Origin of the sequence: Agromyces binzhouensis, from assembly GCF_004135055.1 — a bacterium.
Classification (GTDB): domain Bacteria; phylum Actinomycetota; class Actinomycetes; order Actinomycetales; family Microbacteriaceae; genus Agromyces; species Agromyces binzhouensis.
The window spans coordinates 1-14125 of the sequence record NZ_SDPL01000034.1 but is presented as its reverse complement, the minus strand read 5'-3'; the positions used below and the strand labels follow the sequence as shown (position 1 = coordinate 14125).

14 protein-coding genes and 1 other RNA gene are annotated in these 14125 nt (G+C 71.2%); 7 read left to right on the top strand and 8 right to left on the bottom strand.

Features of this window, described 5'->3' with window-relative positions; translation table 11 throughout:
* The coding region (locus ESO86_RS03705) for a protein kinase (protein WP_340638832.1) at window positions 1–611 on the bottom strand (611 nt) is incomplete at its 3' end.
* Between the two features lie 112 nt (window positions 612–723).
* Between ESO86_RS03705 and lipB the strand changes: the two genes are divergently transcribed.
* From lipB to ESO86_RS03690, 3 genes are all read left to right on the top strand, one after another.
* Window positions 724–1365, top strand: a complete 642-nt coding sequence (gene lipB, locus ESO86_RS03700; protein WP_129233539.1) for a lipoyl(octanoyl) transferase LipB — start codon at window positions 724–726, stop codon at window positions 1363–1365.
* Window positions 1362–2351 (top strand): lipoyl synthase, encoded by a 990-nt coding sequence (gene lipA, locus ESO86_RS03695; RefSeq protein ID WP_129233538.1) that lies wholly within the window; start codon window positions 1362–1364, stop codon window positions 2349–2351. The genes lipB and lipA overlap by 4 nt, the downstream gene beginning before the upstream one ends.
* 86 nt (window positions 2352–2437) lie before the next feature.
* Window positions 2438–3160, top strand: a complete 723-nt coding sequence (locus tag ESO86_RS03690) for a DUF4191 domain-containing protein (RefSeq protein WP_129233537.1) — start codon at window positions 2438–2440, stop codon at window positions 3158–3160.
* Window positions 3161–3231: 71 nt separating this feature from the next.
* On the opposite strand, the gene ESO86_RS03685 is transcribed toward ESO86_RS03690, so the two are convergent.
* Entirely contained in the window at window positions 3232–3663 is a 432-nt protein-coding gene (locus ESO86_RS03685; RefSeq protein WP_129233536.1) for an RDD family protein, read from the bottom strand.
* Between the two features lie 137 nt (window positions 3664–3800).
* Here ESO86_RS03685 and glnA point away from each other — a divergent pair, with 137 nt between their 5' ends.
* On the top strand, window positions 3801–5225 hold the full coding sequence (glnA, locus tag ESO86_RS03680; protein WP_129233535.1) for a type I glutamate--ammonia ligase: 1425 nt from the start codon (window positions 3801–3803) through the stop codon (window positions 5223–5225).
* 139 nt (window positions 5226–5364) lie between these two features.
* Here the strand turns inward: glnA and ESO86_RS03675 are convergent, their stop codons facing one another.
* Both ESO86_RS03675 and ESO86_RS03670 read right to left on the bottom strand, forming a co-directional pair.
* Window positions 5365–8379, bottom strand: a complete 3015-nt coding sequence (locus tag ESO86_RS03675) for a bifunctional [glutamine synthetase] adenylyltransferase/[glutamine synthetase]-adenylyl-L-tyrosine phosphorylase (protein WP_129233534.1) — start codon at window positions 8377–8379, stop codon at window positions 5365–5367.
* 13 nt (window positions 8380–8392) lie between these two features.
* Window positions 8393–9730, bottom strand: a complete 1338-nt coding sequence (locus tag ESO86_RS03670; protein ID WP_129233533.1) for a glutamine synthetase family protein — start codon at window positions 9728–9730, stop codon at window positions 8393–8395.
* An 87-nt stretch (window positions 9731–9817) separates the two neighbouring features.
* Between ESO86_RS03670 and panB the strand changes: the two genes are divergently transcribed.
* The gene (gene panB, locus ESO86_RS03665) at window positions 9818–10705 is read left to right on the top strand and encodes a 3-methyl-2-oxobutanoate hydroxymethyltransferase (RefSeq protein ID WP_129233532.1); all 888 of its coding nucleotides are present in this window, start codon (window positions 9818–9820) and stop codon (window positions 10703–10705) included.
* 25 nt (window positions 10706–10730) lie between these two features.
* Here panB and ESO86_RS03660 read toward each other — a convergent pair whose 3' ends face one another.
* Entirely contained in the window at window positions 10731–10916 is a 186-nt protein-coding gene (locus ESO86_RS03660) for an SPOR domain-containing protein (RefSeq protein ID WP_129233531.1), read from the bottom strand.
* Window positions 10917–10927: 11 nt separating this feature from the next.
* On the opposite strand from ESO86_RS03660, the gene map reads away from it, so the two are divergent.
* Window positions 10928–11791 carry a type I methionyl aminopeptidase gene (map, locus tag ESO86_RS03655; protein ID WP_129233530.1) on the top strand — a complete coding sequence of 288 codons (864 nt, stop codon included), beginning with the start codon at window positions 10928–10930 and terminating at the stop codon, window positions 11789–11791.
* Between the two features lie 60 nt (window positions 11792–11851).
* Entirely contained in the window at window positions 11852–12607 is a 756-nt protein-coding gene (gene ppgK, locus ESO86_RS03650; protein WP_129233529.1) for a polyphosphate--glucose phosphotransferase, read from the top strand.
* Window positions 12608–12635: 28 nt separating this feature from the next.
* Here ppgK and rnpB read toward each other — a convergent pair.
* From rnpB to ESO86_RS03635, 3 genes are all read right to left on the bottom strand, one after another.
* An RNA gene (gene rnpB / locus ESO86_RS03645) (RNase P RNA component class A) lies at window positions 12636–13011 on the bottom strand.
* 40 nt (window positions 13012–13051) lie between these two features.
* Entirely contained in the window at window positions 13052–13789 is a 738-nt protein-coding gene (locus tag ESO86_RS03640) for a zinc ribbon domain-containing protein (RefSeq protein WP_129233528.1), read from the bottom strand.
* 64 nt (window positions 13790–13853) lie between these two features.
* On the bottom strand, window positions 13854–14125 hold a 272-nt coding region (locus ESO86_RS03635), incomplete at its 5' end, for a Nif3-like dinuclear metal center hexameric protein (protein WP_207207005.1).

Here is a 14125-nt window from a genome sequence, read left to right as displayed (position 1 = left end):
TCGACGCGTTCGGCGGCGGGGACGCGCGCGTCGGTCCGCTCGAGGGCGCCGAGGCCGATCAGTCGCGGGCGGCCCGCCTCGTCCACGAGCACGTCCGACGGTGCGAATCGGGTGTGCACGAACCCGCGGCGTCCGAGGTCCCGCGCGGCGACGACGAGCGGCGCGAGTGCGGTGACCGCCTGGCCGGGCGAGAGGTTCGCGCCGTCGAGCATCGATGCGAGCGATCGTCCTCCGATGCGTTCGACGACGAGGCACGCACGGCCGTCGGGAAACGCGGCGACGTCGAGGAGCCGCGGCACGGTGCCCGTCGGATCCTGCTCCATCGCCTGGATCTCGGTCGCGATCGCATCATCGTCTGCGGTGCGATCGTAGACGCGGACGACGACGAGCGCGCGTTCGGGGTCGGGTGCATCGGCGGAACCGCTCGGCGCCTGTCGGGCGACCGCGAGGTGCACGTCGGCGCGCTCGCCCGACGCGAGCCTGCGAAGCAGCCGGTATCCCCCGAGCACCGCGTCCGCGACGATCGGACGCTCGACGCTCGAGGGTTCGGGATGGGAACGTCGGGTGCGTCGGCCGGCGGAGCGGGCCTCGCGTCGCGAACGATGGACCATGACGACAGAGCATGCCGCGAAGCCCCTGCACGGAGCACGACGCGCGACCCCCTGTGCCCGGTACCCGAGACCACCGGCCGGTGGAGGACGAGATGCCGCCTAGACTGAACCCATGCTCGACTACGTCGACACGGGGCTAAGCGCCAACTCCGTGCCGTACAGCGAGGGCCTCTCCCTCCAGCGCGCCGTCCATCAGGCGGTGGTCTCCGGTCAGCGGCCGGACACCGTCATCCTCCTCGAACACGAGCCGGTGTACACCGCCGGCAAGCGGACCTCGCCCGAGGAACGTCCGACCGACGGAACACCCGTGGTCGACGTCGATCGCGGCGGGAAGATCACCTGGCACGGTCCCGGCCAGCTGGTCGGATATCCGATCCTGCGCCTCGTCGAGCCGATCGACGTCGTCGGATACGTCCGACGGCTGGAGGGCGTGCTGATCGATGTCCTCGCCGAGTTCGGCATCGACGGCACGCGCGTCGACGGTCGGTCGGGCGTGTGGATCGTGCGCGACGGCGTCGAGGAGAAGATCGCCGCGATCGGCATCCGCGTCGCCGAGGGCGTCACCATGCACGGCTTCGCCCTGAACTGCTCGAACTCGCTCGAGCCGTACCGGAAGATCATCGCGTGCGGCATCCGCGACGCCGGGGTCACCACCATGTCGCGCGTGCTCGACCGCACGGTCACGCCCGCCGACGTCGCCGACGTCGTGCGCGCACGGCTCGACGCCGAGTTCGCACGGGCGGTGGCCGCATGAGCGCCGACCCCGGCGGACGGCGCATGCTGCGCCTGGAGGTCCGCAACGCCGAGACCCCGATCGAGCGCAAGCCCGAGTGGATCAAGACCCGCGCCAGGATGGGCCCCGAGTACCGGCAGCTCCAGCAGCTCGTCAAGGGCGAGGACCTGCACACGGTCTGCCAGGAGGCGGGCTGCCCGAACATCTACGAGTGCTGGGAGGACCGCGAGGCGACCTTCCTCATCGGCGGTTCGCAGTGCACGCGACGCTGCGACTTCTGCCAGATCGACACGGGCAAGCCCGCGGACTACGACGTGGACGAGCCGCGTCGCGTCGCCGAGTCGGTGGTGCGGATGCAGCTGCGCTACTCGACGGTGACGGGCGTCGCGCGCGACGACCTGCCCGACGAGGGCGCATGGCTCTACGCCGAGACGATCCGCCAGATCCACGCCCAGTCCCCGGGCACCGGCGTGGAGATCCTCGTGCCCGACTTCTCCGGGAACCCGGAACTGCTCGGCGAGGTCTTCTCGGCGCGCCCCGAGGTGTTCGCGCACAACGTCGAGACGGTCCCGCGCATCTTCAAGCGCATCCGCCCGGCCTTCCGGTACGAGCGATCCCTCGACGTGATCACGCAGGGGCGCGACGCTGGCCTCATCACGAAGTCGAACCTGATCCTCGGCATGGGCGAGGAGCGCGCCGAGGTCTCGCAGGCGCTCCGCGACCTGCACGACGCCGGCACCGACATCATCACGATCACGCAGTACCTCCGGCCGAGCCCACGCCACCTCCCGGTCGCGCGCTGGGTGCGTCCGGAGGAGTTCGTCGAGCTCAAGGCGGAGGCCGAGGAGATCGGCTTCCTGGGCGTGCTCGCCGGACCGCTCGTGCGCTCGTCCTATCGCGCCGGTCGCCTGTGGGCCCAGTCGATGCAGGCGAAGGGCCGCGAGCTGCCCGGGGAACTCGCGCATCTCGCCGACGCCTCGCTGGGGTTCGCGCAGGCGGTGGGCTGAACCACGCGGTTCGTCCCGTGACGAGGCGCCCCTCGGACCGCCGTTCGCGGTGCGAGGGGCGCCTCGTCCGCCGGTATCCTTGACGCATGGCACGCACCAAGGACGCCGGGTCCGCTCCCAAGCCCCAGAAGGAGCCCGGCCGCATGAAGCAGATGTGGCAGGTCTTCCAGATGACCCGCCGCTACGACTCCAGCGCCCAGTGGCTCATGCTCCTCGGCTTCCTGGCACCCGTCGCCGTCGGCCTCGGCCTCGCGCTGTGGCTGAGCGGCGGCAACGGCTTCACGATCGCGCTGTGGGTCATCGCGGGCGTGCTCGCCGGCCTGCTCATCGCGCTGGTGATCCTCGGCCGGCGTGCGGAGCGCGCCGCGTACTCGCAGATCGACGGACAGCCCGGTGCGGTCGGAGCTGTGCTCCGAAGCGGTCTCCGCGGCAACTGGGTCGGCAACGAGATGCCGGTGGCCGTGAACGGCAAGACGCAGGACGCCGTCTACCGCGCGGTCGGTCGTGGCGGTGTCGTGCTGATCAGCGAGGGACCGCGGTCGCGCACCGAGCGCATGCTCGCCGACGAGAAGCGCAAGGTGGAGCGCGTGCTGCCGAACGTTCCCGTGCGAACGCTCTCGGTGGGCCACGAGGAGGGTTCGGTCGAACTGCACCGGCTCGCCGCGACGCTCCGGAAGTCGAAGCGCACCCTGACCAAGCCCGAGGTCCTCGCGGTCACCAATCGGCTGAACTCGCTCCAGGCGTCGCTGCCGATCCCGAAGGGCGTCGACCCGATGCGCGTTCGCCCGCAGCGCGGTCGCATGCGCTGAGCTGCGACGACAGCATGCGGCATCCGTTCACCTGAGCGGATGCCGCACCCGTCTGCGGCACGGGACGCCGGTCAGGCGCGGATCAGGACGGTGCCGGCGACCTTGTCGTGGAAACCGCGCTGGTCGGAGTCCCAGACGAGCGCGGGGACCACGACCACGAGCAGGAGCGTGCGGACGATCGGACGCCACGGGCCGATCCACCCGCCGCGGACCGGCACGACGCGCATGCCGAGCAGGCGATGTCCGACGCTGCCGCCGATCGTCGGGATGAAGAGCACCTGCATCAGCGCGAAGATGCCGAGCGTCGCCCACGATTGCGCCGTCGACGCGTACGGGCCGACCAGCAGCGCGATGACGTTCGCGATGAGCCAGTCGACCATGATGGCAGCGATCCGGCGGCCGATTCGCCCGACGGATCCGGTCCCCTCCTCCGGAAGCCCGAGACGTTCGCCCGGGTAGGTGCTGGGTGGGATGTCGCCGGTGGGGTTCACGGGGTCTGGCACCGGACGAGTCTACCGATCGCGCACCGTGTAACACGGTCGAAACATCGGCGTCACGGCAGGGAAACCCCACCCGGATAGCGTCGCAACCGGTCGAACGACTGCGTCCTCGCCATCTACTGCCCTTGGAGCACCGTCACATGTTCAGTGATTCTTCCGAAGTCCTCAAGTTCATCAAGGAGACGGACGTCAAGTTCCTCGACATCCGTTTCACCGATCTCCCGGGTGTGCAGCAGCACTTCAACATCCCGGCCTCCACCGTCGACGAGGACTTCTTCACCGTCGGCCAGCTCTTCGACGGCTCCTCGATCCGCGGCTTCGCGTCGATCCACGAGTCCGACATGCAGCTGATCCCCGACGTCTCGACGGCCTACATCGACCCGTTCCGCGCCGAGCGGACGCTGATCATGGTCTTCGACATCTACAACCCGCGCAACGGCGAGATCTACGGCAAGGACCCGCGCCAGGTCGCCAAGAAGGCCGAGAAGTACCTCGCCTCCACCGGCATCGCCGACACCGCGTTCTTCGCCCCCGAGGCGGAGTTCTACATCTTCGACGACGTCCGCTACGAGGTGAAGCAGAACGCGAGCTTCTACTCGGTCGACTCCAGCGAGGGCGCCTGGAACTCCGGCCGCGCCGAGGAGGGCGGCAACCTCGCCAACAAGACGGCGTACAAGGGCGGATACTTCCCGGTCTCCCCGGTCGACCAGCACGCCGACCTCCGCGACGACATCGTGCTGAAGCTCATCGAGGCCGGCCTCGAGGTCGAGCGCTCGCACCACGAGGTCGGCACCGCCGGCCAGGGCGAGATCAACTACAAGTTCGACACGATGGTCCACGCGGCGGACGACATCCTGAAGTTCAAGTACATCGTCAAGAACACCGCGAACGAGTGGGGCAAGACGGCGACCTTCATGCCGAAGCCGCTCTTCGGCGACAACGGCTCGGGCATGCACACCCACCAGTCGCTGTGGAACGACGGCAAGCCGCTGTTCTACGACGAGGCCGGCTACGGCGGGCTCTCCGACGTGGCGCGCTGGTACATCGGCGGCATCCTCCGCCACGCCCCCGCGCTGCTCGCCTTCACGAACCCGACGGTGAACTCGTACCACCGCCTCGTGCCGGGCTTCGAGGCGCCGGTCAACCTCGTGTACTCGGCGGGCAACCGCTCGGCTGCGATCCGCATCCCGATCACGGGCACGAACCCCAAGGCCAAGCGCATCGAGTTCCGCGCGCCGGATGCCTCGGGCAACCCCTACCTCGCCTTCGCCGCGCAGCTCATGGCCGGCCTCGACGGCATCAAGAACCGCATCGAGCCGCACGAGCCCGTCGACAAGGACCTCTACGAGCTCCCGCCCGAGGAGGCCAAGGCGATTCCGCAGGTGCCGGGTTCGCTCGACGCCGTGCTCGACGCGCTCGAGGCCGACCACGACTTCCTCCTCGAGGGCGGCGTGTTCACCAAGGAGCTCATCGAGACCTGGATCGACTACAAGCGCGAGAAGGAACTCAAGCCGCTGGCCCAGCGCCCGCACCCGTTCGAGTTCGAGCTGTACTTCGGCGTCTAGACTCTCTCCCCCCATCCCCCAGAGAGCCGAGGGCCCGTGTCGCGTTCTGCGACACGGGCCCTCGTGTGCTCGGCGGGCGAGGACGTCCGTGGTGCGACGCGTCTCGCGTCGACACGAAGCGAGGGAGCGGGGTCGGCCCTCAGCCGACCGTGGGCTCCCGACGCTCCTGCGCGCCGTAGAACCCGCGCTCGAAGACCGCCCGTGCGCGACGGGTGACGGCGAGGTAGTCGTGCTCGAGTGCGGTGGCTGACCCCGGCGCGTAGCCCATGATGCGGGCGACGCCCTCGAGCTGGGTGCGCTCGACCGGCAGCACGTCGGTGGTCCTGTCCAGCCAGAGCGTGAGCGCGGACCTCGCACGTGACGCGAACATCCAGGCGGCGCGCAGGATCTCCGCGTCGGACCGCTCGATGAACCGGGCCTCCACGGCGGATGCCAACGCGTCGAGCGTGGACGTGGTCCGGAGCGACGGGACCTCGGACGCGTGCTCCAGTTGGATCAACTGCACGAACCACTCGACGTCGCTCAGCGAACCGCGCCCGAGCTTCAGGTGCCGCGTCGGGTCGGCGCCCTGCGGCAGGCGCTCGTTCTCGACGCGTGCCTTGATGCGCTTGACCTCGCGCACCTCCTGCTCGGCGATCGTCGTCGGGTAGCGGACGGTGTCCGCGAGTTCGGTGAACGCCTCGATGAGCGCCCGGTCTCCGGCGACGCCGCGCGCACGCAGCAGCGCCTGGGCCTCCCAGGTGAGCGACCAGCGGGCGTAGTACGCCCGGTACGCCTCGAGCGAGCGTGCGATCACCCCGTTCCGGCCCTCGGGCCGAAGGCCCGCGTCGAGTTCGAACGGCAGCCGCGCGTCCTCGCTCGTCCGGACGAGCTCCGAGACGATCTTCAGCGCGCGGGTGTGCGCGGCATCCGGTTCGGCGGTCGTCGGGCGGTAGACGTAGAGGATGTCGGTGTCGGAGCCGATCCCGAGCTCGCGGCCCCCGAACCGACCCATGCCGACCACGGCGAACTCGATGCCGTCGTCGCCGCGTCGGATCGCACGGAGCAGCGACTGCAGGTGGGCCTCGGCGACGTCGCTCAGGCCGTGGCCGAGCTCCTCGACCGTGCAGACGTCGAGGATGGCGGCGAGGGCGAGCCTCAGCACCTCGCGACGGCGCATCGCGCGGATCACCTTCGCCGCGGCCTCCAGGTCGCCGTGGCGGGCGAGGACGGCATCGCCTTCCTCCCGCAGCGCTGGGAGCGGACGCGGCCGGAGCTCTTCGAGGTCCTCGAGCCACGCCACCGCTTCGGGGATGTGCTCGAGCAGTTCGCCGGCGAAGCGCGACCCGGAGAGGACGCGGGTCAGTCGCAGCGCGGCATCCGACGAGTCGCGGAGCAGGCGGAGGTACCAGTGCGTGGTGCCGAGCGCGTCGCTGATCCGACGGAAGGCGAGCAGGCCGTAGTCGGGGTCGGCCCCGCCCGCGAACCACGAGATCAGCACGGGCATGAGGTGGCGCTGGATCGTCGCGCGCCGTGACACGCCCGCGGTGAGCGCGGCGATGTGCGCCAGTGCTCCGCGCGGGTCGGTGAAGCCGATGGCGGCGAGTCGCGCCTCGGCCTGCGCGCTCGTGAGCTCGAGCCCCTCGGCGGGCAGGGCGGCGACCGCCGACAGCAGGGGCCGGTAGAACAGGCGCTCGTGCAGTCCGCGGACGCGACGCCGCGTGGCCTGCCAGGTCTCGGTGATCTCGCCGGCCGTGCGTCCGAGCCCGGACGCGCGTGCGAGGGCCCGCCGCTCCGCGTCATCGCGAGGCATCAGGTGCGTGCGGCGGAGCCGCGCGAGCTGGAGCCGGTGCTCGAGGACGCGCAGCACCCGGTAGTCGCGGGAGAACTCGGCGGCCTCCTCACGGCCGACGTACCCGTGCTCGGCGAGTGCCGCGAGAGCCGGCAGCGTCCCGGCCTGGCGGATGGCCTCGTCGGTCGCACCGTGGACCAGCTGCAGCAACTGCACGGTGAACTCGATGTCGCGGAGGCCACCGGGGCCGAGCTTCAGCTGGACGTCGACCTCGTCGGACGGGATGTGGTCGGTCACGCGCTCCCGCATGCGCTGGACCGACTCGACGAAGCCCTCACGCGACGAGCTCGACCAGACCTTCGGGGCGACGCCCGCGGCATATCTCGCTCCGAGGTCGGGATCGCCGGCGAGCGGGCGCGCCTTGAGCAGGGCCTGGAACTCCCAGCTCTTCGCCCATCGGTCGTAGTACTGCAGGTGCGAGTCGAGGGTGCGCACGAGCGCGCCGTCCTTGCCCTCGGGGCGCAGGTTCGGGTCGACCTCCCAGAGCGGCGGCTCGATCCCGGGTTCGCCGATCGCGCGCATCGTCGCCATGGCGAGCCTCGTCGCGATCTCCAGCGCGCGTGGAGTCGTCGCGGCCTCCTCGTCGGCGGACTCGGCGACGAAGATGACGTCGACGTCGCTCACGTAGTTGAGCTCCCGGGCGCCGGCCTTGCCCATGCCGATGACGGCGAGGCGCGTCGCCTCGACCTGCGCCGCAGGGAAGCGTCCGGGCGCGGCCGGCTCCCCGTCGCCGCGAGCGGCGAGCCTCCGGGACAGGTGCAGTGCGGCCTCGATCGCACCCCCGGCCAGGTCCGCGAGGCTCGAGGCGACGACGTCCAGCGCGTCGACGGCGTCCGCACGCGTGAGGTCCCAGATCGCGACGCCGGCGAGCATGCGCCGGTATCCGACGCGCAGCGCACGGGCTCCCGCATCGGCCAGGTGCGCCGGCGACGCGTCGACGGATGCCACGGCCGCGACCAGCTCGGCCGCGGCCTCGGCCTCCGATGGCGGCGCAGCCGGTCGCTGGTGCAGCAGTGCCAGCTCGTCGATGTTGCGGAGGAAGAACTCGGCGAACCCGCGCGAGGCTCCGAGGAGACGCGCGGCGCGGTCGAGCGCCGCGGCATCGCGGAGCACGGCGCGAACCGGCTCGGGAGCACGCTCGTGGAGCCGTCGGAGTTCCTCCAGCGCCTGGTCGGGGTCGGCGGCCGCGCCGAGCGCGTCGACGAGTTCCTCCGGCTCGACGCCGGCCGCCTCGGCGAGCTCGACCGACTCGGCCGCCGCGAGGTCGAGGTCGTCGAAGCCGGCGCGCGCCAGCGAACCGAGGGTCGGGGCGGTGCGCGTCATCCGGTGCCGACCGTCAGAGGATCTCGAGGTTGCGGACCAGCTCGAACGGCGTGACCTGCGTGCGGTAGTCGCGCCACTCGGCGCGCTTGTTGGCGAGCACGTAGTTGAAGACGTGCTCGCCGAGCGTGTCGGCGACGAGCTCGGAGGTCTCCATGTACTCGATGGCGTGGTCGAGACTCGCCGGCAGTGGCCGGTACCCGAGCGCACGGCGCTCGCTGTCGGTCAGGGCCCACACGTCGTCCTCGGCCTCGGAGGGCAGCTCGTACCCCTCCTCGATGCCCTTGAGGCCCGCGGCGAGCAGCAGCGAGAACGCCAGGTACGGGTTCGCGGCCGAGTCGATCGCGCGGTACTCGACGCGTGCGCTCTGCCCCTTGTTCGGCTTGTAGAGCGGCACGCGCACGAGCGCCGAGCGGTTGTTGTGGCCCCAGCAGATGAAGCTCGGGGCCTCGTCGCCGCCCCAGAGCCGCTTGTAGGAGTTCACGAACTGGTTCGTGACCGCCGAGATCTCGTTCGCGTGGCGGAGGAGGCCCGCGATGAACTGTCGGCCGATCTTCGACAGCTGGTACTGCGCGCCGGGCTCGTAGAACGCGTTCGCGTCGCCCTCGAAGAGCGACAGGTGCGTGTGCATGCCCGAACCGGGCTTGTCGGAGAACGGCTTCGGCATGAACGTCGCGTAGACGCCCTGCTCGATCGCCACCTCCTTCACGACCGTGCGGAACGTCATGATGTTGTCGGCCGTCGTGAGCGCGTCGGCGTAGCGGAGGTCGATCTCGTTCTGTCCCGGACCGGCCTCGTGGTGGCTGAACTCGACCGAGATGCCGAGGTCCTCCAGCATCCGGACGGATCGGCGTCGGAAGTCGTGCGCCGTGCCGCCGGGGACGTTGTCGAAGTACCCCGCCGAGTCGACCGGCTGCGGGCCCTCGGGGCCGTACTTCGACGACTTGAGAAGGTAGAACTCGATCTCGGGGTGCGTGTAGAAGGTGAACCCGGCGTCGGCGGCGCGAGCGAGCGTGCGCTTCAGGACGTTCCGCGGGTCGGCGACCGCCGGCTCGCCGTCGGGCGTGGTGATGTCGCAGAACATGCGCGCCGTGGGGTCGATGTCGCCCCGCCACGGCAGCGTCTGGAAGGTGGTCGGGTCGGGGTACGCGAGCAGGTCGGATTCGAAGGTCCGGCTGAGCCCTTCGATCGCCGAGCCGTCGAAGCCGATGCCCTCGGTGAACGCGCCCTCGACCTCGGCCGGCGCGATCGCGACCGACTTCAGCGTGCCGACGACGTCGGTGAACCAGAGCCTGACGAACTTGACTCCTCGTTCCTCGATGGTCCGGAGAACGAAGTCGCGCTGCTTGTCCATGCACACCCTTCCTCGATGCTCTCAGCGTAGTCGGTCGGGCCCTGGCCTCCCGCCCGGATGACGGCGGTGCTGTGCGAGACTGGCGCCATGTCCGACCACGCATCCGACGGCGCAGCGACCCCCTCCGAGGCCCCCGTGGCCGAGAACCCCTACGGCGGCGCCTCGAGCGCCACGGGCGGCCCCAAGCGAGTCCGCACGCGGCACTTCCAGAACGCCAAGCGCGACGGCATCAAGATCACCGGCCTCACCAGCTACGACCAGCTCACCGCACGCATCTTCGACGAGGCCGGCATCGACTTCCTGCTCGTCGGCGACTCGGCCGGCAACAACGTGCTCGGCTACGAGACGACCCTTCCCGTCACCGTCGACGAGCTCATCCCGCTCACGCGCGCCGTCGCCGGCGCGGTCGAGCGCTCGTTCGTCATCGCCGACATGCCCTTCGGCTCGTACGAGAACGGGCCCGACGAGGCGCTGCACACCGCCATCCGCTTCATGAAGGAGGCGGGCGCGCACGCGGTCAAGCTCGAGGGCGGCGAACGCAGCCACAAGCAGATCCGCCGCATCGTCGGTGCGGGCATCCCCGTGATGGCGCACATCGGGTACACGCCGCAGAGCGAGCACGGCCTGGGCGGCCACATCATCCAGGGGCGCGGCGAGGGCGTGAAGCAGCTGCTCGCCGACGCCCGGGCCGTCCAGGACGCCGGGGCGTTCGCCGTCGTCCTCGAGATGGTGCCGGCGGACGCGGCGCGGCAGGTCACCGAACTGCTCCACATCCCGACGATCTCGGTCGGCGGCGGCCCGCACTGCGACGGACAGCTGCTCGTGTGGACCGACTGGGCCGGCCTGACCACCGGCCGGATCCCCCGGTTCGTCAAGCAGTACGCGAACCTCGCGGGCGTGCTCGGCGATGCCGCCCGGGAATGGCGCGCGGATGTCGCCTCGGGCGCCTACCCGACGGAGGAGCACTCGTACTGACGGCCCGAGCGGCCGTGCGGGCCGCTCACTCCTCGGCGGCCTCCTCCTCAGCCCACTTCGCGCTGTTGGCACGGAGGATCTCGAGGGCCTGCTCGGCCTCGGCGCGGGTCTCGAACGGGCCGACGCGCTCGACGGCCGGCGAGACCAACCCCTCCTCGACCTCACCCGTGTTGAGGTTGTACCAGAACTGATGCTCGACGTCCCTCGACATAGGCTGATCCTATGCCCAAGGACCCAGCCGGCCACCTGATCCCCGGCCGACTCTCACCGACGCGCGCCGTGCCGGCGGCGATCGCCCGGCCCGAGTACGTGGGCCGCGCGGCGCCCTCGCCGAACACGGGCGGCGACCGGTACTCCACCGACGAGGTCGAGCGGATCCGCGCGGCAGGGCGGCTCGCGGCCGGCGCGATCGAGGCCGCCGCCGCGGCCATCCGCCCCGGGGTGACGACCGACGAGCTCGACCGGATCGCGCACGAGTACGTCGTCTCCCACGGCGCCTACCCGTCGACGCTCGGCTACCGCGGGTACCCGAAGTCCTCGTGCACGTCGGTGAACGAGGTGATCTGCCACGGCATCCCCGACGACACCGTGCTCGACGACGGCGACCTCGTCAACATCGACGTGACCGCCTACCTCGACGGCATGCACGGCGACACGAACGCCACGTTCGTGGTCGGCGAGGCCGAAGAGGAGGTGCGGCTGCTCGTCGACCGCACGCGCGAGGCGCTGGCCCGCGGCATCCGCGCCGTCGCCCCAGGCCGGCAGGTGAACGTCATCGGCCGGGCGATCGAGTCGTACGCGAAGCGGTTCGGCTACGGCGTGGTGCGCGACTACACGGGGCACGGTGTCGGCCGGGCGTTCCACACGGGGCTCGTGATCCCGCACTTCGACGACCCGGCCGCGACCGCCGTGCTGGAGGCGGGCATGGTGTTCACGATTGAGCCGATGCTGACGCTCGGGACGACCGAGTGGGACGTCTGGGCGGACGACTGGACCGTGGTCACGCGCGACCGGTCGCTGACCGCGCAGTTCGAGCACACGCTCGTCGTCACCGAGCGCGGGGCGGAGATCCTGACGCTCCCCTGACCCGGCGCCGGGCGATCGCGTCGTCACGGGCTCGCGCCGGCCGCGCGGTATCGTGTCGCCATGGCGACTGAGCGGGCGATCGGCATCGACATCGGAGGCACCGGAATCAAGGGCGCGGTGGTCGATCTCGGCACCGGCGAGCTCGTGACCGAGCGCATCAAGGTCAAGACCCCGGCCGGCGGTCGTCCGGCCGACATCCTGCAGGCGACGGGCGAGCTCCTCTCCCAGGTCGCCGACCTCGGGCACACGGCCCTCCCCCTCGGCGTGTGCTTCCCGGCCATCGTCAAGCACGGCCGCACGCTGTCGGCGGCGAACGTCTCCGACGAGTGGATCGGCCTCGAGGCGGAACGGATGTTCGAGCAGGAACTGCGCAGCGAGATCCACTTCATCAACGATGCGGATGCCGCCGGCTACGCCGAGGCGCGGTTCGGCGCCGCGAAGGACGAGGACGGCCTCGTCATCCTGACCACGCTGGGCACCGGGATCGGCTCAGCGCTCATCTTCGACGGCGTGGTCGTGCCGAACTCCGAACTCGGCCACCTCGAGGTCGACGGCCATGACGCCGAGTCGCGTGCGGCGTACTCCGCCATGGAGCGCGACCAGCTCTCCTGGCAGCAGTGGGCCGAGCGCCTCCAGAGGTACTACTCGCACGTGGAGTTCCTGTTCTCCCCCGACCTGTTCGTCGTCGGCGGCGGGGTGTCCAAGCACCACGAGGAGTTCCTGCCGCTGCTCGACCTGAAGACGCCCATCGTGCCGGCCGTGCACCGCAACAACGCCGGCATCCTCGGCGCCGCCGCGCTCGCGGCGAGGTTCTGAGCCGCGCGCCGGCCGGGACCGGGTGGGGCGAGCGGGCCGGCTGATACGCCGGGTTCTGTTCACCGGGCGCTTGCGCGACACCGGCTGGACGGCCATCTCTCTCGGAGCTGCGTCGCCGCAGCCCTCCAGCGGCCTACCCGGGGACGGGACGGGCAGCCCCATGGTCCCCTGTCTGACCTTGCTCCGGACGAGGTTTACCGAGCCGACCGCGTCACCGCGGCCGCTGGTGGGCTCTTACCCCACCGTTTCACCCTTACCGCGGGCCGAGGCCCGTGGCGGTCTGCTTTCTGTGGCACTGTCTCGCGGGTTGCCCCGGGTGGGCGTTACCCACCGTCCTGCCCTGCGGAGCCCGGACGTTCCTCGGCACCCGATCGCTCGGGCGACGCGGCCGTCTTGCCGACCCGCTCGCCCTCCAAGGCTACCGCTCCGAACCGGGTGCGCCGGTCAGAGCCCGGACTCGGCCGTGCGCACGAGGATCCGGTCGCACTCCGGGCACTGCACGACCTCGTCGTCGGCGGTGCGGCGGACCGACTCGAGGTCGGACCCGGTGAGCGTGATCGTGCAGCCGCCGCACGTGCGCTGGCGGAGGAGGGCGGCGCCGATGCCGCCGCCTCGGACCCGGCGGTCCTCGTAGAAGCGGAGCAGGTCGTCGGGGATCGTCCCGGCGAGGGTCGCCCGGTCGCGTTCCGCCTGCTCCCGTTCGGTGCCGAGCCCTCCGGCGGCCTCGTCACGGGCGGCCTCGAGCGTCGCGGTCGCCTCGGCGAGGTCGGCCCGCTCGCGGTCGATCCCGGCGACGTGCGCCTCGGCCGCCTCGACCTTCTCCATCACGACGAGCTCGGCGTCCTCGAGGTCGCTGAGGCGCTTGCGGAGCGAGGCGAGCTCGGCCTCGAGCGCCTGGACGTCCTTCATCGACGACGTGTGCGTCAGCCGGTCGCCGTCGCGGGCGATGCGCTTCTCGACCACCTCGACGTCGGACTCGATGCGTCCGAGCTCGGTGCGGGCGTCCTCGAGGGTGCCGATCGCCTCGGCGCGCCGGCCGCGGACCGCCGTGTCGCGTTCCGCCAGGGACGCGAGCTCGGCGGTCTGCGGGAGCGAGCGCAGGCGATGCGCGAGCTGCTGCAGTCGGGTGTCGATGGCCTGGAGGCGGAGCAACTGCTCCTGGTCGGCGGGGCTGGCCTTCACGTGGTGCTCCTCGTGGGGTTCGGGACGGGACGGATCGAGGTCGGGGTGCTCGGCGCGGGTCGGGTCACTGGACGACCTGGAAGTCCCACGGGTCGGTGCGGAGGTCGCTCACCACGACCTCGAGTCCGGGGTGGGCATCGCGGAGTTCGCGGGCGGCCGCGTCGAGCCAGAGCCACTCGCTCGCCCAGTGCGAGACGTCGATGAGCGCCGGGCCGCCGCCGAGCATCGCCTGCTCGCGGGCCTCGGACGCGGGATGGTGTCGCAGGTCGGCCGTGACGTACGCGTCGGCGGCGCGGACGGCCGGGTGCCCGAGGAGCGAGTCGCCGGCCCCGCCGC